Source organism: Mesorhizobium sp. B3-2-1, from assembly GCF_006439515.1.
GTDB lineage: Bacteria > Pseudomonadota > Alphaproteobacteria > Rhizobiales > Rhizobiaceae > Mesorhizobium.
Genome location: NZ_VFTI01000004.1, coordinates 249,860 through 267,637 on the forward strand (window position 1 = coordinate 249,860; position 17,778 = coordinate 267,637).

The window sequence follows — 17,778 nt, forward strand, 5'->3', positions numbered from 1 at the left end:
GCGTGCGATGGTGCAGGATCGAGACACTGCGCGTCGACGGTCGGAAGGACGATCGATGAAGAGTTGGAACGACAGGCTGAACACACCAGGCATCAACGGCGTGAAACCAACGCCGCGCACGATGGGAGATGTCATCGAGGGCCAGCCTATGCTGGTGCCGACCGCGCGCCAGGTCGACGATTTCATTCGCTCGATTCCCAAAGGCGTCGAGATGGACGTTCGCGCGTTGCGCACGGCCCTTGCCATCGAGCACGGCGCCGAAGTGACATGCCCGGTCACCATAGGTTATCATCTGCGCACGGTCGCCGAAGCCGCCAATGAGGACCTTGAGCGCGGCATGACGCTCCGCGACATCGCACCCTTCTGGCGCGTGCTCGATGCGACGACGACGACAACGAGTAAACTGTCCTTTGGCGCGGAATTCGTCGCCGCGCAGCGCAAGCGCGAAGGGCTGAAACCGTAATGCATGTCACGTGGAAGTGGATCCGGTCCGGGAGCCACGGCATGCATGGGAAAGACACTGGGGAAGCAAACGATGCGCCGCGCCGACAGGCTCTTTCAGATCGTGCAGCATCTGCGTGGTGGCCGTCTGGTCACCGCCCAGAAGCTCGGCACATGGCTCGAGGTTTCCGAGCGAACCATCTATCGCGACATAGCCGACCTGCAGTCGACCGGGGTGCCGATCGACGGCGAGGCCGGCGTTGGTTACATGATGAGGGAGGGTTTCGACCTTCCACCGCTGATGTTCACGCGTGACGAGATCGTGGCGCTGGTTGCCGGCGCGCGCATGGTGCGCGCCTTCGGCGGCGCCGCGATGGCGCGGGCCGCCGACGAGGCGCTGGTCAAGATCGGTGCCGTGTTGCCCGATACCGAAAAGGACCGCATCGCCCGCACCGAGATCCACACGCCGATGTGGGTGGTCAGTGACGCTGCCCGCGAGGCGATCGACCTGATCGAGCGCGCGGTCGAAAAGCGCCAGGTGCTGACCATCGACTACTCGGACGAAGCCGGCCGCGGCACCGCGCGCGATATCAGGCCGCTCGGCCTATGGTTCTGGGGCAAGGTGTGGACGCTGGTCGCCTGGTGCGAGATGCGCGATGATTTCCGTGCCTTCCGCATCGACCGTATCGCCTCGGTGGTCATCGCAGGGCGCATCTTCAAGCCGGAACGCGGCAAGCAGCTTGCCGATTTCTACCGGGCGGTGGAGCGCAGCGAGGATTACGGCATGGCGCCGGACCGCGCGGCGCGAAGCTGACGGTTCCTTCCTTCTCCCCCTGTGGGGTCGGAAGGACGGGCGAGACCAGCGGCTCGCCCCAGGGCGGTGGATCGGCGCGCGGCGTCGAGACGGTTGAGGGGTGCGCGACGGAGTGCGTCGGTGCCAAGCTGGAACAGCCCTCATCCGACCGAGCTTCGCTCGGCCACCTTCTCCCACAAGGGGAGAAGGAAGAGGCGCTGCCTACTCCTCATCGTCCGTGTCGGTATCCTTCGACTTCAGCGCCGACAGCTTGGCGAAGACGGCGTTGGCGTCGAGCTCCGCGTCCTCGTCCTTCGGCTTCTCCGGCGCTGGTACCAGCCGCTCGGTCAATGCCGCCGGCAGCAGCGTGTCGCCGACCGGCTGCGCCTGTTCGCGACCCCGCGAGGCGCGGTTGACTTCCATGTCGAGGTCGATCTGCGAGGCTAGGCCCAGCGTCACCGGGTCCATCGGCTGCAGATTGGCCGAATTCCAGTGCTTGCGTTCGCGGATCTGCTCGATCGTCGACTTGGTGGTGCCGACGAGGCGCGAAATCTGCGCGTCCTTGAGTTCGGGATGATTACGCACCAGCCACAGGATGGCGTTCGGCCGGTCCTGGCGCTTCGACAGCGGCGTGTAGCGCGGACCCTTGCGCTTGGATTCCGGCACCCGCACCTTGGGGTCGGAAAGCTTCAGGCGCTGGTTCGGGTCTTTCTCGGCGCGCGCGATCTCGTCGCGGGTCAGTTGACCGGTCATGATCGGGTCCATGCCCTTGATGCCTTGCGCCGATTCGCCGTCGGCGATCGCCTTGACCTCGAGCGGATGCAGCCCGCAGAACTGCGCGATCTGCTCGAAGGAAAGCGCGGTGTTGTCGACCAGCCAGACGGCGGTCGCCTTGGGCATCAGCAGCGTATTGGCCATTTTTAAAAATCCTTCTCGTTCGCCCGCGTTCCCGCGCGGGCGGTGGTTTAGAGCCACCAAAATGGGAAATTCGGGGCCTGTATAACCGTTCCCTGCCTGTTTCGCAATGTTTTTGGAGAAGCCCACCGGAAACCGCGAACCGGCAGTTACCGGAACGGTTCCGTGCCCTTGAGCAACGCGACAAGCTAGCTCTGTTGGCGTGTTCCGGTCTTGGCGAATATCCGTTCGAGATAGGTTCGTCCGGTCTTCACGGTGATGTTGGCGCTTGCCGCCGCCTCCATCCAGGGTTCGCCCTTGTGCCCGATAGGGACGGCACGATTGCCTCTGCCACTATTTTTTCTGCCCCCAAAAGACAAAACCCGCCGGACAGGGTCCAGCGGGTTCGGAACCGGCGACGACAGGCGTCCGCGGCGGCTCTGCATTGCGACCCTGCCTTGCGGCGGGTCGCGCTTGCAATCAGGTCGCCTGACGGGCGATCCGTTCGATGTCGCCGCGGTTGATGCCGAGGTCGCTGAGCTGGCGTGCGTTGAGGCGGTTCAGTTCGCGAACGGTCTCGTTGTACATGCGCCAGTTACGGAAAGCGCGGATCGGGTTCATGGTAGTCCTCCTGAATTGGGTTCGTTTCGATGATGCTCAAATAGTGATCATCGATGAGGACTTGAATGGCTGATTTTGCATAGCAATGATGCAAATGCTGCATTGCACCATTAAGCTTCTGTTCACCTTGTAGGCAGCGACCCCATTCAGGGGATGTTGGCCTAGCCGACGTCGAGCACGATCTTGCCGATGTGCTCACCCTCCTCCATCCGCTCATGCGCCCTCCAGGCATCGGTGAGCGGGTAGATCATGTCCATGACCGGAGCGACCTTGCGCGTGCCCAGCAGAGGCCACACCTGCGCCTCGAGCGCCGCCGCGATCGCTGCCTTGAATTCGACGGTACGCGGCCGCAGCGTCGAACCCGTATGGGTCAGCCGCTTGACCATGATCTTGGAAAAGTCGGCGGTCGCCACAGCACCTGCCTGCACGGCAATCTGCACGATGCGGCCCTCGATGGCGGCGGCCTCGTAGTTTCGCTGGACATAATCGCCGCCGACCATGTCGAGGATGACGTCGGCGCCCCGGCCTTCGGTCGCCTCCTTGACGGCGGCGACGAAATCCTGCTCGCGGTAGTTGATCGCGTGGTCGGCGCCGAGCTTCAGGCAGGCGTCGCATTTCTCCTTGGATCCGGCGGTGGTGATGACATAGGCGCCGAAGGCCGAGCCGAGCTGGATCGCCGTGGTACCGATGCCGGACGAGCCGCCATGGACAAGCAGCGTCTCACCCTTCTTCAGTCCGCCGCGCTCGAAGACATTGTGCCAGACGGTGAAATAGTTCTCCGGCACCGCCGCCGCCTCCGTATGGGTGAAGCCCGCCGGCAGCGGCAGCACACTGCCTGCATGAACCCTAACATATTCGGCATAGGCGCCGCCGGGCGTGAGCGCGCAGACCCGGTCGCCGATGCGCCAGCGCGATATCTCGTCGCCAAGCGCCGCCACTTCACCCGACGCTTCGAGACCCGGCAGGTCCGATGCGCCGGGCGGCGGCGGATAGGCGCCCTTGCGCTGCTGGACGTCCGGCCGGTTGACGCCGGCGGCATGGACCTTGATCAGGATTTCGCCGGGGCCGGGCAGCGGCACGTCGCGCGTTTCCGGCTTCAGCACCCGGGGGCCGCCCGGCTCCGAGATCGCGATCGCCGTCATCCGTGCCGGAATTTTCTGTCCGCTCGCCATGAAGTTTCCCGTCTTTCCTCGCCGCACTCTTACCGGCTGTTTGCATCGACGCCCCTGCCCTATGTATGCTCATTGGCAAATCAGGCAAATGGCCAATCTGGTCTGGCGGAGGAGGAGCAACGATGGCGATCTTCGACGACGAACCCAAGAAGAAGGCGCGCCCGCACGAGATCGGGCAGGACCTGTCGTTGCTTTCCGTCGGTGAACTGTCCGAGCGCATCGGCATCCTGCGCGACGAGATCGCCCGGCTGGAAGCCGAACTCAAGACCAAGGACAACACCAAGTCGGCCGCCGAGGCTTTGTTCCGCCGCGGATAATTCGCTGCGGTAACCGTCCGCCGCCGAAAAGCCCGAATGCGACTGTCTTCGAACCTGCGTCCCTCCCAGTCCTCAGCCGGATCAAAAAATGCTCGCAGCCTACAGACCGATCCTTTCCCTGCTTCGCGGCACCGCCTTCCTTCTGGCGGCATCGGGACTGCACGGGCTGCTGTTGCCCCTGCGCGGCCAGGTGGAAGGGTTCTCGACCGCTTCGCTCGGCCTGATGGGCACGGCCTGGGCCGGCGGCTTCGTCACCGGCTGTTTCTTTGCGCCGCGCATCGTGCGCCGAGCCGGACATGTGCGCGCGTTCGGTGCCTTTGCAGCGTCGGGTGCCATCGTGGCGCTGCTCACCGGCCTGGTCATCGACGAATATGTCTGGATCCTGCTGCGTGCCTTCACCGGCTTCACCATGGCCGGCGCCTTCATGGTCATCGAGAGCTGGCTGAATGAGAAGGCCACCAACGAGAACCGCGGCACCGTCTTCGGCCTCTACATGATGGTCACCTATGCATCGATCATGGGAGGACAGATGATCGTCGCCGGCGGCGACGTGAAATCGGCCTCGCTGTTCATGATCACAGGCATCCTGTTCTGCCTCTCGCTGATCCCGACCGCTGTGTCGACGGCGTCCCACCCCAAGCCGCTGCAGGACGTCAAACTCGACGTCAAGGGGCTCTATGCCAACTCACCCGTGTCGGCGATCGCCTGCATGCTGATCGGCATCGCCAACGGCGCCTGGGGCACGCTAGGCGCGGTCTACGGTGCCCGCATCGGCATCCCGACTGCCGAGATCGCCTTGATGATGAGCCTTGTGGTCGTTGCCGGTGCCGCCATGCAGCTTCCGGCCGGGCGCCTCTCCGACAAGACCGACCGACGTTTCGTGCTGGCCGGCGCCGCATTCGGCGCCGCGCTATTCGCGCTCATGATCTTCCTGTTCGAACCGCGCTCTGGCGTCTTCGTCATCATCTTCACCGCTGCTTATGGCGCTTTCGCCTACACGCTCTATTCGATCGCCGTGGCGCATGCCAACGACCACGCGCGGTCGGAGGATTTCGTCAAGGTATCGGGTGGACTGCTGTTGCTTTACGGCTTCGGCACCATGATCGGCCCGTTGCTGGCGGCGGCGCTGATGGGCTGGATGCGCCCGGAGGGCTTGTTCCTGGCGACCGCCTTCGCGCACCTGTCGCTGGCTGGTTACACGCTGCTGCGCATCAGCCGTCGCGCGCCGGTGCCGATCGAAGACCGCGATGCCTTCAAGACGCAGCCGGCCGACCGCTCGGTGACCCCGGAAGCATTGCGGCTCGATCCGAGAAGAAAAGCAGAAGCAAACAGTTGAGATTTGAAAAACTTTGCCTCACAAATGAAGCATGATGTTTTCCGACGCCTTCATGGCGATCGCCGACCCCAACCGGCGCCATCTTCTGGAAGAACTTCGACGCGGTCCGAAGACCGTCAACGAATTGGCGGCCGGGCTGCCAGTCTCCCGCCCGGCCGTATCACAGCATCTGAAAGTGTTGCTCGACGCCGGACTAGTCAATGCCAAGCCTGAAGGCACGCGGCGTGTCTATACGGTCAGCAATGCCGGCTTCCTGAGACTCAACATCTGGCTCGATCAATTCTGGGAAGCCTGATCAGTTCTCGACGCCGCACCCGACCTGCTGGTTCAGGACTGCGAATTCACGAAAGCGTCGAGCGCGTCTAGCAGTTCGCCCGTTCCATGCTCGCGCGTGGCCGGGGTGTCGTGGCCATCGAAGAAGGCCCCCTGCTCCGTCATCACAAGCCGCGTGCCGCCGCTTTCCGCCACAAATTCGATCGTCGCCAGCGACACCGAGACACGGGTTTCGCCGAACAGCAACTCATAGCTATAGACGATGCGCTGGTCCGGCACGATGTCCTGATAGACCGCGTTGAAGAAATGCATCTGCCCATCGCTCGGGCAGCCGGCATTGACCTCCTTGCCGCCGACGCGGAAGTCCATCTCGTGCCGGCTTGGCGCCGGGTCATGGGGATCGACGAACCAGCGCCGCTTGGCATCCGGGCTGCTGAACGCGGAGAAGACTTTCGCCGGTGCCACCGGATAACTCCGCTCGACGACAAAGGTGGAATGGACAACGGATCGTTCAGTCATGAAACCTTCCTCGATCTTCGACATGACATATTCCTCTCTAGCTCTCGGCCAGGAAATCGCCGAGCCGATCCAGCCGGCGCTCCCATGACAGGCGCCGCTCATTGATCCAGTGCTCGGCCGCTCGCAGCGCCTTCGGATCGATCTGGCAGGTGCGCACCCGCCCGACCTTCTGCGTGCGCACGAGGCCGCTCGCCTCAAGGAGGTTGAGGTGCTGGACGACCGCCGACAGCGACATCGCCAGCGGCTCGGCCAATTGGCTCACCGAGGCGGGGCCGCGTGACAACCGGTCGACCATCTGCCGTCGCGCCGGATCTGCGAGCGCCTGGAACATCAGGTCGAGCTGGGCCGGATCGTGCAACACGCGATCAGCCGTTGTTGTAGGGGAAGAACTTGAAATAGGGCTGCGCCTCCTCGATCACCCTGATGAAGGCGGCGCGCTGCAGCAAGCGGTCGTGATAGCGCTTCACGGCGGGATAGTTGTCGCCGAACGGCTCGACCTTGTTGGCGTAGAAGAGTGCCGGAGACGCCGCGCAATCGGCCATGGTGAAGGCATCGCCCACAGCCCATTCTCTCGACTGCATCTCCCGTTCGATGATGGCGTAGGAATTGCGCAACTGGCCGCGCGCCTGCTCGACACCGAATGGATCGGTCTCGGCCTGCGGCCGCAACCTGTCACCGACGATCTTTTGCATCGGTTCCTGCACATAGAAATCATAGAAGCGGTCGGCCTGGCGGACCGCCAGCGCCAGGTCGATGTCGGCGGGAACGAGGTCGACCGGTCCCGGATAGTGCGCGGCCAGATATTCCACGACGATGGTCGATTCCAGCACCGTGCGGTCGCGCCTATCGTCGCGCAGCGCCGGCATCTTGCCGGTCGGCGAAATCTTCAGGAAGGCCGCGCGCGATTGCTCGTCGCCAAGGTCGACGATGACCGGCTCGAAGGCCGTGTCGTTCTCGTAGAGCGCGATCAGCGGCTTCCAGCAGAAGGAAGCCAGCGGATGGAAATGCAGGATCAGGGACATTCTTGTTCTCGTCTGTTTTTGCGGCAACACTGAAGCATTCACTTAACTATTGCGGCAAGCCTCGCTCGTCAAGGCTCACCCGCGAAGTCTCAACTGGATCGGACGTGCGCGACGATGGCCTCCGGCCACCGAGGCCATCGCGCCCATGATCAGCAGCAGCACCGGATTTATGGCCCCCCTCATCTGCTTGCATTTTGCAATCGGTTGCACGATACTAAGACCGATACGATAATGCAACCGGTTTTGTGGAGAAAAATCGAATGACCCTCGATCGCCGGTCCGGCTGCCCGATTAACCTCTCGCTCGAGGTGTTCGGCGACCGCTGGAGCCTGATCATCCTGCGCGACATGATTTTCGGCGGCAGGCGCCATTTTCGTGAACTGCTCAATGGGTCGATGGAAGGTATTGCCTCCAACATCCTCGCAGACCGGTTGAAGCGGCTGATGGAGCTCGGGATGCTGACCAAGGCGGACGATCCCAGTCACAAGCAGAAGGCGATTTACAGCCTGACCGAGATGGCCATCACGCTGGTGCCCATCCTGGCCCATCTCGGCGCCTGGGGCCGCGTCTGGCTGCCGACCAGCGAGGAACTTTCGATCCGCGCCGAACTCCTGGAAAAGGGCGGACCGCCGATGTGGGAGAAATTCATGGACGAGTTGCGCCATGAGCACCTCGGCACCCCCCTCGATGCGCCCGGCCCCTCTGTCCGCGCGACGCTGCAGGCCGCCTATGAAGCGGTGGTTGCCGGAAAGGCCCGCAGCGCCAGCCCGGCCGCCTGACCAACTATTTTCCCCGTTGAGAGGCCGGCTCTGCTACAAGGGACGGAAATCACACGTGACGGGATTGGATAGACTCTTGGTTGAGAACTCTAGGGACACTGCCCGCGCGCGTGCCGATCTGCGCTTCAAGAAGCAGGAAGAGGCGGCGACGGTCCGTCAGAAGGCCATGGCCGAGTATGTCGCCGAGAGCGACGCCCGCAAGGCCAAGACCGACAAGCTGCGGGCGCTGCGGCTCGCCAAGGAAGCCGAAGATCTGGCCAACACGCCTGCCGCCCCCGCCAAGAAGCCGGCCCGCGCCAAGAAAAAGTAACGCTCCCGCCTCTCCGCCGATTCCTCGCCATGAACCGAGCGGTCGTGACGCCATCGGACAGGCGCGCCTTCATCCCGCTGCTTCACGGGAAGCAATTTCAACCAAAACCGGGATTGCCTCGCCCGGCTGGCCGCCGATGATCGGGTTATTCAACAGGAGATTGCCATGACCGCGTTGTCGCTCGAAAAAGCCGTCGAGATCATCAATGCCGCCTTCGCCAGCGGCACCGATCTCAAGCTCAAGCCGCTCGGCGTCTCGGTGCTCGACGCCGGCGGACACCTGGTCGCCTTCCAGCGCCAGGACGGCGCTTCGTTCCTGCGCCCGCAAATGTCGGCGGGCAAGGCCTATGGCGCGCTGGCGATCGGCATGGGCTCGCGCAAGGTCGAGGCCTTCGCCAAGGAGCGGCCGCATCTGGTTGCCGGCATTTCCGACGTGTCGGGGGGACGCGTGCTGCCGGTCGTCGGCGGCGTGCTGATCCGCGACAAGGCCGGCGCCATCATTGGCGCCGTCGGCATTTCCGGCGACACGTCGGACAATGACGAGGCGGCCGCGATTGCCGGCATCGAAGCCGCCGGCTTCAACGCCGATCCGGGCTGAGGCTCAATTCAAATTGATGTCGCGGCTGGCCGACCGCATCGACACCGCGAAACCGGCCATCACGTCGAACAGCGCGATGATCATCAGCGTGAAGAAGATGGAGTGCGCCGCACCCTTCACCAGCAGGAACTCAACCAGGAAAGCGACGAAGACAAGCGTCGACAGGAGATGGTCCATGATCGACGCCGTGGTCGTGCGCGCCGACTTCACCATTTCGAGGAACAGGAAGATCAGCCCGATCAGCACGATCAGGTCGCCGAGCGTCATCGAGAACACGCCGCCCGACATCATGCGGAACGAGAATATCTCGCTCGCCCACGGATCGTCGCCGCCGCCGAATATACCGAGCAGGCCGAGATTGTAGAGCACGAAAGGCACGATCAAAAGCGGGACGGCACCGAACATCTGGCGTCTCCATATGGGGGCACCTTCTGTAGAATGCGCCGCAGGCACGGCGTCAAGATTTTTCGTGCGTGGCCGCAAACACGGTCGAAGACCGGATGCAACAACCATGTCAGCCGGTTGCCCGGCCGACATGGAAAAACGAGAGACGAAAGCTCAGCGCTTGAAGTAGCCGGCGTGTACGGCGAACCAACGCAAAAAAACCGGCCAGAGGCCGGTCTTTTGTAACTCTAACCTTCGGAAAGCTGGGCTCAGCTTTCCTTGGGCGTCAGCACCTGGCGACCGCGATACATGCCTGTCTTCAGGTCGATGTGGTGCGGGCGGCGCATTTCGCCGGAATTCTTGTCCTCGACATAGGTCGGGGCCTTGAGGGCGTCGGCCGAGCGGCGCATGCCGCGCTTGGACGGAGAGGTTTTGCGTTTCGGAACGGCCATGGATATGCTCCACTACATGGTCAAAAGCCCCGCCCGCCCTCGTGAAAGGGCCATGTCGGGGCCTAAATCTGAGAAAGTCGGGTGCCTATACACGCCTGACACCGTTTTGGCCAGCACTGCGGTGAATCTTTTTTGTGGCGGCTATTCCAGGCAGCCTACATAAGCGCCTGAGCGGCCCGCGCGCCGCTCGATCAGGTTGGCGAGTCGTCGGAGGCCCGGCCCGGGTTTTGCCGGATTGCGGGCGATCGGATTGGGCAGCGTAACGGCGAGCAACGCGGCCTGCCGGCGCGACAACTGCTTTGCGGAAATGCCGAAATGGTGCTGCGCCGCCGCCTCGATGCCGTAGATGCCCGGCCCCCATTCGGCGATGTTGAGATAGATCTCCATGATGCGCCGTTTCGACATCACCGCGTCGAAATAGACGGCCAGCGGCAGTTCGACGATCTTGCGCACGCTGCCCAGCGGCCGCGACCAGAGGAACAGGTTCTTCACCGTTTGCATGGTGATGGTCGAGGCGCCGCGCGTCGCCTCGCCGGCCAGCGCATCGTCGACGACGCCCCTGAGCTCGCCGAGATCGACGCCGCGGTGGAAGCAGAACTGCCCGTCCTCCGACATGATGACCGAATGGGCGAGCACGGGCGCCACGTCATCAATGGAAACCCAGCGCCGGTCGTAGCCGGAGAAGGTAGCAAGGTCCTTCAGCATCAGCGTCGATACCGGATGCACGAAGGACGGCAGGTAGAGAAAGGTCAGCACCACCGGGATAAGCGCCAGCACGGCGGCCACGACGATGCCACGCCGGACCCAGCGCCTGAGACTGCGGCGGTTCACGCCTCGCGATCTCGTCGCCATGTCCAGCTTTTCGGTATCATGATCGACGATCGGTTCCGCCAAGCCGCCCAACCCGTACTTCTCCTTGCTCCGGCATAATGGCGCTTGCCTTCTTGCGCAACGTCTGAGTGTCGGCTACCGGTCCCGGCCATGACGAATGAGGACGAAATGGCGTTCGAAATGGCGCTCATCAGGCGCGCGGCCGCCGTCGAGGTGATGCTGCGTCGGTTGCTCGACGATCGCCCGCTATCGGGCGAGATCGAGCGGCCCGATCGCCTGATGGCGGCGATGCGCCATGGCGTGCTGAACGGCGGCAAGCGCCTGCGCCCCTTCCTGGTCATGGAGAGTGCGGGCCTGTTCTCCGCCGATGGCGAAGCGGCGCTGCGCGTCGCGGCGGCACTCGAATGCGTGCATTGCTATTCGCTGATTCATGACGACCTGCCGGCGATGGATGACGATGACCTGCGCCGCGGCCAGCCGACCGTGCACAAGGCCTTCGACGAGGCCACCGCAATCCTGGCCGGCGACGCACTGCTGACGCTCGCCTTCGATATCCTCGCCGCCGAAGCGACCGCGCTGCCGGCCGAGCGGCGCGCAGCCCTTGTGCTGGCGCTGGCCCGCGCCGCCGGGGCCGGCGGCATGGTCGGCGGCCAGAAGCTCGATCTCGAAGCCGAGCAGGTGCGACCGGACGAGGCCGGCATCATCCGGCTGCAGGCGATGAAGACCGGGGCCTTGATCCGCTTCGCCTGCGAGGCGGGTGCAATCCTGGCCGGCGCACAGTCGGATGACCGCGAACGGCTGGCCGAGTTCGGGTCGGCGATCGGCCTTGCCTTCCAGCTCGCCGACGACCTGCTGGACTTGACGGCCGACGCCAGGCAGATGGGCAAGGCGACCGGCAAGGATGCCGCCGCCGGCAAGGGTACGCTGGTGGCCTTGCACGGCGCGGATTGGGCACGCAAGCAGCTCGACGGCCTCGTCGGCCAGGCGCACGCGCTGCTCGAACCCTATGGCGAAAAGGCGGCCCTGCTGAAGGCCGCCGCGACCTTCGTGGCAACCCGCGACAGCTGACGGCAGGCCCCTATCGGGTCGCGCATTGCACCTGTGGTTGTGCCAACGAAATCTTAATGTAAATGAAGCGTAATCCCAATTCTTAGAATGCGTATGTGTTGGGGTTGCGCATGCCGGAATATTCTTCCTTCATCCGGTCCGTCCGGATACGTTATCTCTCAGGATTGTTGGTTTTCGCGCTGGCTTCAGCCGCCATCATGGGTGCGCTCAATCGCGTCAATTCCTTGCGCCATGAAATCGATGCGCTGAGCAGCAACCTCGTCGTTTTCACCCGCGACCTGCGCAACGCCACCAGCTTCGCCGAGACAACCGGTTCCGCCTGGCGGATCGAGACGCGCGATGCGCTGACGGCTTCGGCGCGCGACCATTCCGAACGTCTGACCGGCGAGATCGAGACGCTGACCGCACAACTGGCCGCGATACGTCCGCGCCTGTCGGCCAAGACCGTCGATGAGCTCGCGGCCGCTTCAGTCAATGGCGATCTGTTCTGGTCGCCGCGTGACATGGTTCGCAACTTCAACCTGATGTCGGTGGCGCAAAAGACCGACGAATGGAGCTCTCGCGAAATCCGCAACCAGAACGACCTGTTCGTTCAGCCCATGCTGGTGCGTGTCCGCACCGCCATGGACGACGAACGCCATCTGGCGGACGCCTCCAGCGACCGGCTGCTTTTGTGGGCGAGCGGCCTGTTGTTCACCGTCCTGGCCATCGTCGCTTTCTGGATCTTCCGGCCGATGGAGCAGGCGATCCGCCGCGCCTTTGCCCAGTCGGCCGAATCCTTGTTCAAGGCCGAGGCCGCCGACCGCGCCAAGTCGGAATTCCTGGCCAACATGAGCCACGAGATCCGCACGCCGATGAACGGCGTGCTCGGCATGGCCGAATTGCTGGCCAAGACCGAGCTGAACCCGCGCCAGAAGACCTTCACCGACGTCATCGTCAAATCGGGCAACGCGCTGCTCACCATCATCAACGACATTCTCGATTTCTCGAAGATCAATGCCGGGCAGCTGACGCTCGACCCTGCCCCTTTCCGCCTCTCGGAGGCGGTGGAGGATGTGGCGACACTGGTCTCGGCGCGTGTCGCCGAGAAGAACCTGGAACTGATCGTGCGCGTCGACCCAAGGTTGCCGGCCTATGTCGTCGGCGACGCCGGCCGCTTTCGGCAGATCGTCACCAACCTGGTCGGCAATGCGGTTAAATTCACCGAGAAGGGCCATGTGCTGATCGATGTCGGCGGCGAAACCGTCAACGACGTCGTCCAGCTCAAGCTGCGCGTCGAGGACACCGGCATCGGCATCCCGGCGGAGAAATTGCAGAACGTGTTCGAGAAGTTCGCGCAGGTCGACGGATCTTCGACTCGCCGTCACGAAGGCACCGGACTTGGACTCGCCATCGCCGCCCGTCTCGTCGACCTGATGTCCGGCAAGATCGGCGTCGAGAGCGAGATCGGCCGCGGCTCCGTTTTCTGGTTCGCCGTGCCGCTGCCGGTCCATCGTGCCGAGGCGCGCGACGCGATCGTGCCGGTGGACGTCACCGGCGCGCGCGTGCTGGTCATCGATGACAATCCGGTCAACCGCGAGATCCTGCTCGAACAGCTCAGAAGCTGGAGCTTCGACTGCGCCGCCGCCGAAAGCGGCGCGGTGGGCCTCGCCTTCCTCGATCGCGCCTGCCAACTCGGCGCCAGCGTCGATTGCATCATCCTCGACTATCAGATGCCTGGCATGAACGGCGCCGATGTCGCCCGGGCCATCGCCGCGGACAGCCGGCTGTCCACCATTCCGGTCGTTATCCTGACCTCGGTCGACCAGGTCGATTTCGGCAAGATGATCATTGATTTCGGCATTGCGGCGCATCTGACCAAGCCGGCGCGGTCGGCGGTCCTGCTCGGCACGGTCATCTCGGTCATCCAGAAAGCGCGCTCGCAGGTCGGCAAGGCGCGGTTCGTTCGCGAGCCGGTCCAACCGAAGCCTCAGGCGACTCCGCCGGCCTTCACGGTTATCCGGGGCCCCGCCGTACCAGTCGCTACAGTGCCAGACTCGAATGCCGCGCCGAACAGCCCGATCGACATCCTCATCGCCGAGGACAATGACGTGAACCAGATGGTGTTCGGCCAGATCCTCAATGGGCTGGGCCTGAGCTACCGCATCGCCGGCAATGGCCGCACCGCGGTCGAGATGTACCGGTCGCTGCATCCGAGACTGGTTCTGATGGACGTCTCGATGCCGGAAATGAACGGCTACGAGGCGACACGCGCCATCCGGGCGATCGAGGCGTCGTCGGGCGGCCACATCCCGATCATCGGCGTCACCGCGCATGCGCTGAAGGGCGACCGCGACAAGTGCATCGAGGCCGGCATGGACGACTATCTGCCCAAGCCCGTTTCGCCCGATCGCCTCGGCGCCAAGATCGGCACCTGGCTCAGCGAGACAGTGGTGGCCAAGACGGCGTGACCACCGCCATCAACGCTTCAAACGGCCGCGTCCCGATGAAAGCGGCGCATCCAGTCCAGGCTTGTCGCGTCGGCGAGCTTCGCCACGCCGGGCCTGACATGCTCGGCATCCGGCGGCCGGACGCCCAGGGCTTCGCAGATGCGCAGCAATTCCACGGCCGGCTCGGCGGCAAGCCGCTCATAGCCGATCCGCAACGGTGCTATGCCCTGTTGCGCGAACCAGATGTTCCAGGCGGTGTCATAGGCTTCCAGCTCGTCGACCTCGCCCTTGATGCGCTCGAAATCATAGTGAGGTTCCCTGGCAGGCCCCACCCTTTCGATTTCGCTTCCGTCGGGGGCGATATGCCAAAGACCGGTTTGCTGTGCCTTGATCAGGGAGACAGCCTGGGCGAGCTTGTTTTCGCGCGACAGATGTATGTAGAGGACACGGCCAAAAGCCTTCTCGAAACGCGCTTTGTCCGACGCAAGCCCCGGAAAAATCCGGTCGAGGATCGCCGAAAGCTCCTCCAGATTTTCCCGCATCAGGCGCAAGCCGAAGATTTCAGTGCCACCCTTCCCGGCAGTGATTGCCGCATTGAGATAGGCAAGCTGGAATTCAAGCTCGCCCATCGTGTCGCGAGCGGGAGTCCCCAGTCCTCGGCCCACTCCGACACATCCTGCCGCCGGTAGAATGAGTGGGGATCGGCGGTCGTTCCGGTGGCCGCCAGCAGCTTGCACAGCAGGGTGCTGCCGGTTCTGGGCGTGCCGCAGATGATATATCCGTCGAACATGGGCGCTCGCGCATGACAGGGCTGCTGCCCAGGGGAAGATGGTGGCCGCCGCTATAGCTGAAATCGTTGCTGGATGCGACGGGCGCCGTCTTCAGGCCCTTACCGATTTCGCACCACCACGCATGCGCCACCGACGCTTTGCAGTTTCTGGCAGATGACATTGGCGGCGGCGCGGTCGTCGATCCCGATCCTGACGGCGTAGATGCCGCGCCGGCCGATCGGCGTGCGCACCCGGCTCACCACCGGATCATGCCCGGCAAGCAGGGCCGGAAAACGGCCCCGCACCCTGAGCCATTGGCTGATCGCGGCGCTGCGACGGAAATTACCCGCCACCTGGACGCCCCATGGCTTGATGTTGATCGAGGCCATCGCCACGGTCTTCGACATGATCACCGGCAGCTTGCGGCAGGCGACCGCGAAATCCAGCTTGGCATCGAGTGGCTCGACTTTTCCGGCATAGGCGCGGTCGGCGAACTTGTCGACCGGCTCGCCCATCACGTCGAACACATAGCTTTCCGTCTCCATCGGCAGGAAGCCGCCGGAGTTCAGCCAGCGCGACACCCGGCTCTCACCGGCATTGTAGGCGGCCGCCGCCAAGCCGAGATTGCCATAGCTGGTCTTCATTTCGGCGAGATACCTGGCCGACGCGGGGATCGCCTGGTTGATGTCGAAGGAATTTTCCAACCCCCGCATCTTGGCGGTGCCCGGCATGAACTGGGCGATGCCTTCGGCGCCGACGGGGCTTACGGCATTGGGATCGAAACGGCTTTCCTTCCAGATAAGGCGGGCGAAGAAGTCCCTGGGCAGACCGTTCTGGTCGGCATGCGCCTGGATCAGGTTGCAGACCTTGTCGATCAGCCGCTGCTTGGCCGATTGCGGCGGATCGGCCTCGGCAAGCGTCGACAAGGCCATGCCACACAGGAAAATCAGCGTCGCCCAAGGGAAACGCCGCATCTGCCTACTCTGCCGCTGCCTTGCCGCCCTGACCGAACCTCTGTTCGATATAGTCGGCGACCATTTTCTCGAAATCCGCCGCGATCGACGGCCCGCGCAGCGTCGCCGCCTTCTTGCCGTCGACGAAGACCGGCGCGGTCGGCGTCTCGCCGGTGCCGGGCAGCGAAATGCCGATATCGGCATGCTTGGATTCCCCCGGGCCGTTGACGATGCAGCCCATCACCGCGACCTTGAGGTTCTCGACGCCCGGATATTTCTCACGCCACACCGGCATGTTCTTGCGCAGGTCCGCCTGGATGTTCTGAGCCAGTTCCTGAAACACGGTGGAGGTGGTGCGGCCGCAGCCGGGGCAGGCCGCGACGATCGGCACGAACTGCCGGAAGCCCATGGTCTGCAGCAGTTCCTGCGACACCTGCACTTCGCGGGTGCGGTCGCCATTGGGCTCCGGCGTCAGCGAGATGCGGATGGTGTCGCCGATGCCTTGCTGCAGGAGGATGCCCATGGCGGCGGAGGAGGCAACGATGCCTTTGGAACCCATGCCGGCTTCGGTGAGGCCGAGATGCAGCGCGTGATTGGAACGGGTGGCGAGCTCGGTGTAGACGGCGATCAGGTCCTGCACGCCACTGACCTTGGCCGACAGGATGATTTTTTCGCGGCTGAGGCCAATCTCTTCGGCCATCTCGGCCGACAGGATCGCCGACTGCACGATCGCCTCGCGCGTCACTTCCTGCGCCGTCAGGGGGAAACCCTTGTCCTGGTTGTCGTCCATCAGCCGGGTCAACAGCTCCTGGTCGAGCGAGCCCCAATTGACGCCGATGCGTACCGGCTTGCCGTGCTTGATCGCCATCTCGACGATGTCGGTGAACTGCCGGTCCTTCTTGTCCTTGAAACCGACATTGCCGGGATTGATGCGGTACTTGGCCAGCGCCTCGGCGCAGGCCGGATGGTCGGCCAGCAGCTTGTGGCCGATATAGTGGAAGTCGCCGATCAGCGGCACATCGATGCCGAGCCGCAACAGTCGCTCATGGATGCGCGGCACGGCGGCGGCACTCTCGTCGCGGTCGACGGTGATGCGCACGATCTCGGAGCCGGCGCGGTGCAGCGCCGCGACTTGCGCGACCGTCTGGTCGATATCGGCGGTGTCGGTATTGGTCATCGACTGGACGACGACCGGTGCGCCGCCGCCGACGACCACGCCGCCGACATCGACGCCGACCGAAGTTCGGCGGGGGAAAGGTGAAGAAAAATATCCGGTCATGCCGGCAGCCTTTTGTCTCTGAGCGCCATGCGTCTCTCTGGAGCGCTATGCGTCTCTCCGAAGCCCGTGCGTCCGCTTGGACGCACAAGCCGGGTCCGATGCGCTGAAGTCCGGGCATGAGGTGGAGGAGCAAAGATGGCTTGTCAATGGCGACAGGTCGCCACTGGCAGCAATTGGTGCCGGCCAGGGTCCTGAAACAGCGCACGACCTGACGGCGGCCGGGCATAAATTGGCCTGACGAATATTAGCTTCGACTTGTGGAAGCGCTGAATTTAAAACCACTGCACCGGCGGCTGGCGCCGCCGGCAAGGAAGACCGCCAGTGGTGAGCGGCTATGTCAGGTGAGGATCAATGCGTGGTTGGTTGCGCCCTCAGTTTCTCAATCGCATCCTTGAGTGCCAGCTTGCGTCGCTTGAGATTTACGATCTCAAGGTCGTCCACCGATGGGTGGTTCATCGCGTCATCGATTTCGCGTTCGATGTCGCCGTGTTTCCGCTGCAACTCATCAAGATGGGATGCAAGAGACATGATTGGTTCT

24 protein-coding genes are annotated in these 17,778 nt (G+C 63.6%); 10 read left to right on the top strand and 14 right to left on the bottom strand.

The genetic code is table 11. The annotated features are described in order from the left end of the window. Nucleotides 1-55 precede the first annotated feature (55 nt). Both FJW08_RS06320 and FJW08_RS06325 read left to right on the top strand, forming a co-directional pair. On the top strand, nt 56-463 hold the full coding sequence (locus FJW08_RS06320) for a hypothetical protein (protein ID WP_140809687.1): 408 nt from the start codon (nt 56-58) through the stop codon (nt 461-463). 72 nt (nt 464-535) lie between these two features. Continuing rightward, complete coding sequence (locus FJW08_RS06325; RefSeq protein WP_140809755.1) at nt 536-1,255, top strand: YafY family protein; 720 nt, start codon at nt 536-538, stop codon at nt 1,253-1,255. A gap of 201 nt (nt 1,256-1,456) precedes the next feature. On the opposite strand, the gene FJW08_RS06330 is transcribed toward FJW08_RS06325, so the two are convergent. The 3 genes from FJW08_RS06330 to FJW08_RS06340 form a co-directional block, all read right to left on the bottom strand. Then, nucleotides 1,457-2,152, bottom strand: coding sequence for a DUF1013 domain-containing protein (locus tag FJW08_RS06330; protein ID WP_015315358.1), 696 nt, complete (start codon nt 2,150-2,152; stop codon nt 1,457-1,459). 456 nt (nt 2,153-2,608) lie between these two features. After that, complete coding sequence (locus tag FJW08_RS06335; RefSeq protein WP_140754595.1) at nt 2,609-2,749, bottom strand: DUF1127 domain-containing protein; 141 nt, start codon at nt 2,747-2,749, stop codon at nt 2,609-2,611. A 161-nt stretch (nt 2,750-2,910) separates the two neighbouring features. Beyond that, nucleotides 2,911-3,921: an NAD(P)H-quinone oxidoreductase gene (locus FJW08_RS06340; protein ID WP_140809689.1), complete on the bottom strand. Its 1,011-nt coding sequence runs from the start codon at nt 3,919-3,921 to the stop codon at nt 2,911-2,913. A gap of 122 nt (nt 3,922-4,043) precedes the next feature. Between FJW08_RS06340 and FJW08_RS06345 the strand changes: the two genes are divergently transcribed. The 3 genes from FJW08_RS06345 to FJW08_RS06355 all read left to right on the top strand — a co-directional run bounded on the left by FJW08_RS06345 (nt 4,044) and on the right by FJW08_RS06355 (nt 5,869). Continuing rightward, nucleotides 4,044-4,238: a DUF1192 domain-containing protein gene (locus tag FJW08_RS06345; RefSeq protein ID WP_027141877.1), complete on the top strand. Its 195-nt coding sequence runs from the start codon at nt 4,044-4,046 to the stop codon at nt 4,236-4,238. Between the two features lie 88 nt (nt 4,239-4,326). Continuing rightward, nucleotides 4,327-5,574 carry an MFS transporter gene (locus FJW08_RS06350; RefSeq protein ID WP_140809691.1) on the top strand — a complete coding sequence of 416 codons (1,248 nt, stop codon included), beginning with the start codon at nt 4,327-4,329 and terminating at the stop codon, nt 5,572-5,574. 31 nt (nt 5,575-5,605) lie between these two features. Continuing rightward, nucleotides 5,606-5,869: a metalloregulator ArsR/SmtB family transcription factor gene (locus FJW08_RS06355; RefSeq protein WP_140754603.1), complete on the top strand. Its 264-nt coding sequence runs from the start codon at nt 5,606-5,608 to the stop codon at nt 5,867-5,869. Nucleotides 5,870-5,901: 32 nt separating this feature from the next. On the opposite strand, the gene FJW08_RS06360 is transcribed toward FJW08_RS06355, so the two are convergent. The 3 genes from FJW08_RS06360 to FJW08_RS06370 are packed head-to-tail and all read right to left on the bottom strand — an operon-like array spanning nt 5,902 to nt 7,388. After that, complete coding sequence (locus FJW08_RS06360) at nt 5,902-6,366, bottom strand: SRPBCC family protein (protein ID WP_140809693.1); 465 nt, start codon at nt 6,364-6,366, stop codon at nt 5,902-5,904. Between the two features lie 37 nt (nt 6,367-6,403). Next, nucleotides 6,404-6,727 carry a metalloregulator ArsR/SmtB family transcription factor gene (locus tag FJW08_RS06365; RefSeq protein WP_135920007.1) on the bottom strand — a complete coding sequence of 108 codons (324 nt, stop codon included), beginning with the start codon at nt 6,725-6,727 and terminating at the stop codon, nt 6,404-6,406. 4 nt (nt 6,728-6,731) lie between these two features. Next, a complete protein-coding gene (locus tag FJW08_RS06370; protein ID WP_140809695.1) occupies nt 6,732-7,388 on the bottom strand; it encodes a glutathione S-transferase family protein in 657 nt (218 codons plus the stop codon). A 260-nt stretch (nt 7,389-7,648) separates the two neighbouring features. Between FJW08_RS06370 and FJW08_RS06375 the strand changes: the two genes are divergently transcribed. The 3 genes from FJW08_RS06375 to FJW08_RS06385 all read left to right on the top strand — a co-directional run bounded on the left by FJW08_RS06375 (nt 7,649) and on the right by FJW08_RS06385 (nt 9,074). Continuing rightward, entirely contained in the window at nt 7,649-8,167 is a 519-nt protein-coding gene (locus tag FJW08_RS06375; RefSeq protein ID WP_140809697.1) for a helix-turn-helix domain-containing protein, read from the top strand. A gap of 76 nt (nt 8,168-8,243) precedes the next feature. Continuing rightward, nucleotides 8,244-8,477: a hypothetical protein gene (locus FJW08_RS06380; RefSeq protein WP_135863133.1), complete on the top strand. Its 234-nt coding sequence runs from the start codon at nt 8,244-8,246 to the stop codon at nt 8,475-8,477. A gap of 165 nt (nt 8,478-8,642) precedes the next feature. Then, a complete protein-coding gene (locus FJW08_RS06385; RefSeq protein WP_140754611.1) occupies nt 8,643-9,074 on the top strand; it encodes a heme-binding protein in 432 nt (143 codons plus the stop codon). A 3-nt stretch (nt 9,075-9,077) separates the two neighbouring features. Here the strand turns inward: FJW08_RS06385 and FJW08_RS06390 are convergent, their stop codons facing one another. The 3 genes from FJW08_RS06390 to FJW08_RS06400 all read right to left on the bottom strand — a co-directional run bounded on the left by FJW08_RS06390 (nt 9,078) and on the right by FJW08_RS06400 (nt 10,813). Beyond that, on the bottom strand, nt 9,078-9,479 hold the full coding sequence (locus FJW08_RS06390; protein ID WP_140754613.1) for a hypothetical protein: 402 nt from the start codon (nt 9,477-9,479) through the stop codon (nt 9,078-9,080). Between the two features lie 248 nt (nt 9,480-9,727). Continuing rightward, the gene (gene rpmF / locus FJW08_RS06395) at nt 9,728-9,910 is read right to left on the bottom strand and encodes a 50S ribosomal protein L32 (protein ID WP_008834724.1); all 183 of its coding nucleotides are present in this window, start codon (nt 9,908-9,910) and stop codon (nt 9,728-9,730) included. Nucleotides 9,911-10,051: 141 nt separating this feature from the next. Continuing rightward, a complete protein-coding gene (locus FJW08_RS06400; RefSeq protein ID WP_140809700.1) occupies nt 10,052-10,813 on the bottom strand; it encodes a transglycosylase domain-containing protein in 762 nt (253 codons plus the stop codon). Between the two features lie 78 nt (nt 10,814-10,891). Between FJW08_RS06400 and FJW08_RS06405 the strand changes: the two genes are divergently transcribed. Next, nucleotides 10,892-11,809: a polyprenyl synthetase family protein gene (locus FJW08_RS06405; protein ID WP_140809702.1), complete on the top strand. Its 918-nt coding sequence runs from the start codon at nt 10,892-10,894 to the stop codon at nt 11,807-11,809. Nucleotides 11,810-11,919: 110 nt separating this feature from the next. Next, nucleotides 11,920-14,259: a response regulator gene (locus FJW08_RS06410; RefSeq protein WP_140809705.1), complete on the top strand. Its 2,340-nt coding sequence runs from the start codon at nt 11,920-11,922 to the stop codon at nt 14,257-14,259. Between the two features lie 17 nt (nt 14,260-14,276). Here the strand turns inward: FJW08_RS06410 and FJW08_RS06415 are convergent, their stop codons facing one another. The 5 genes from FJW08_RS06415 to FJW08_RS06430 all read right to left on the bottom strand — a co-directional run bounded on the left by FJW08_RS06415 (nt 14,277) and on the right by FJW08_RS06430 (nt 17,768). Beyond that, nucleotides 14,277-14,867 carry a Stf0 family sulfotransferase gene (locus tag FJW08_RS06415; protein ID WP_246682222.1) on the bottom strand — a complete coding sequence of 197 codons (591 nt, stop codon included), beginning with the start codon at nt 14,865-14,867 and terminating at the stop codon, nt 14,277-14,279. After that, nucleotides 14,780-15,028 (bottom strand): Stf0 family sulfotransferase, encoded by a 249-nt coding sequence (locus FJW08_RS32865; RefSeq protein ID WP_246682224.1) that lies wholly within the window; start codon nt 15,026-15,028, stop codon nt 14,780-14,782. Before FJW08_RS32865 ends, FJW08_RS06415 begins: the two co-directional genes overlap by 88 nt. A 99-nt stretch (nt 15,029-15,127) precedes the next feature. Further along, the gene (locus FJW08_RS06420) at nt 15,128-15,982 is read right to left on the bottom strand and encodes a lytic transglycosylase domain-containing protein (protein WP_140809707.1); all 855 of its coding nucleotides are present in this window, start codon (nt 15,980-15,982) and stop codon (nt 15,128-15,130) included. 4 nt (nt 15,983-15,986) lie between these two features. Continuing rightward, complete coding sequence (ispG, locus tag FJW08_RS06425) at nt 15,987-17,240, bottom strand: flavodoxin-dependent (E)-4-hydroxy-3-methylbut-2-enyl-diphosphate synthase (protein ID WP_140809709.1); 1,254 nt, start codon at nt 17,238-17,240, stop codon at nt 15,987-15,989. A gap of 348 nt (nt 17,241-17,588) precedes the next feature. Next, complete coding sequence (locus FJW08_RS06430; RefSeq protein ID WP_127278461.1) at nt 17,589-17,768, bottom strand: YdcH family protein; 180 nt, start codon at nt 17,766-17,768, stop codon at nt 17,589-17,591. Nucleotides 17,769-17,778: the final 10 nt, after the last annotated feature.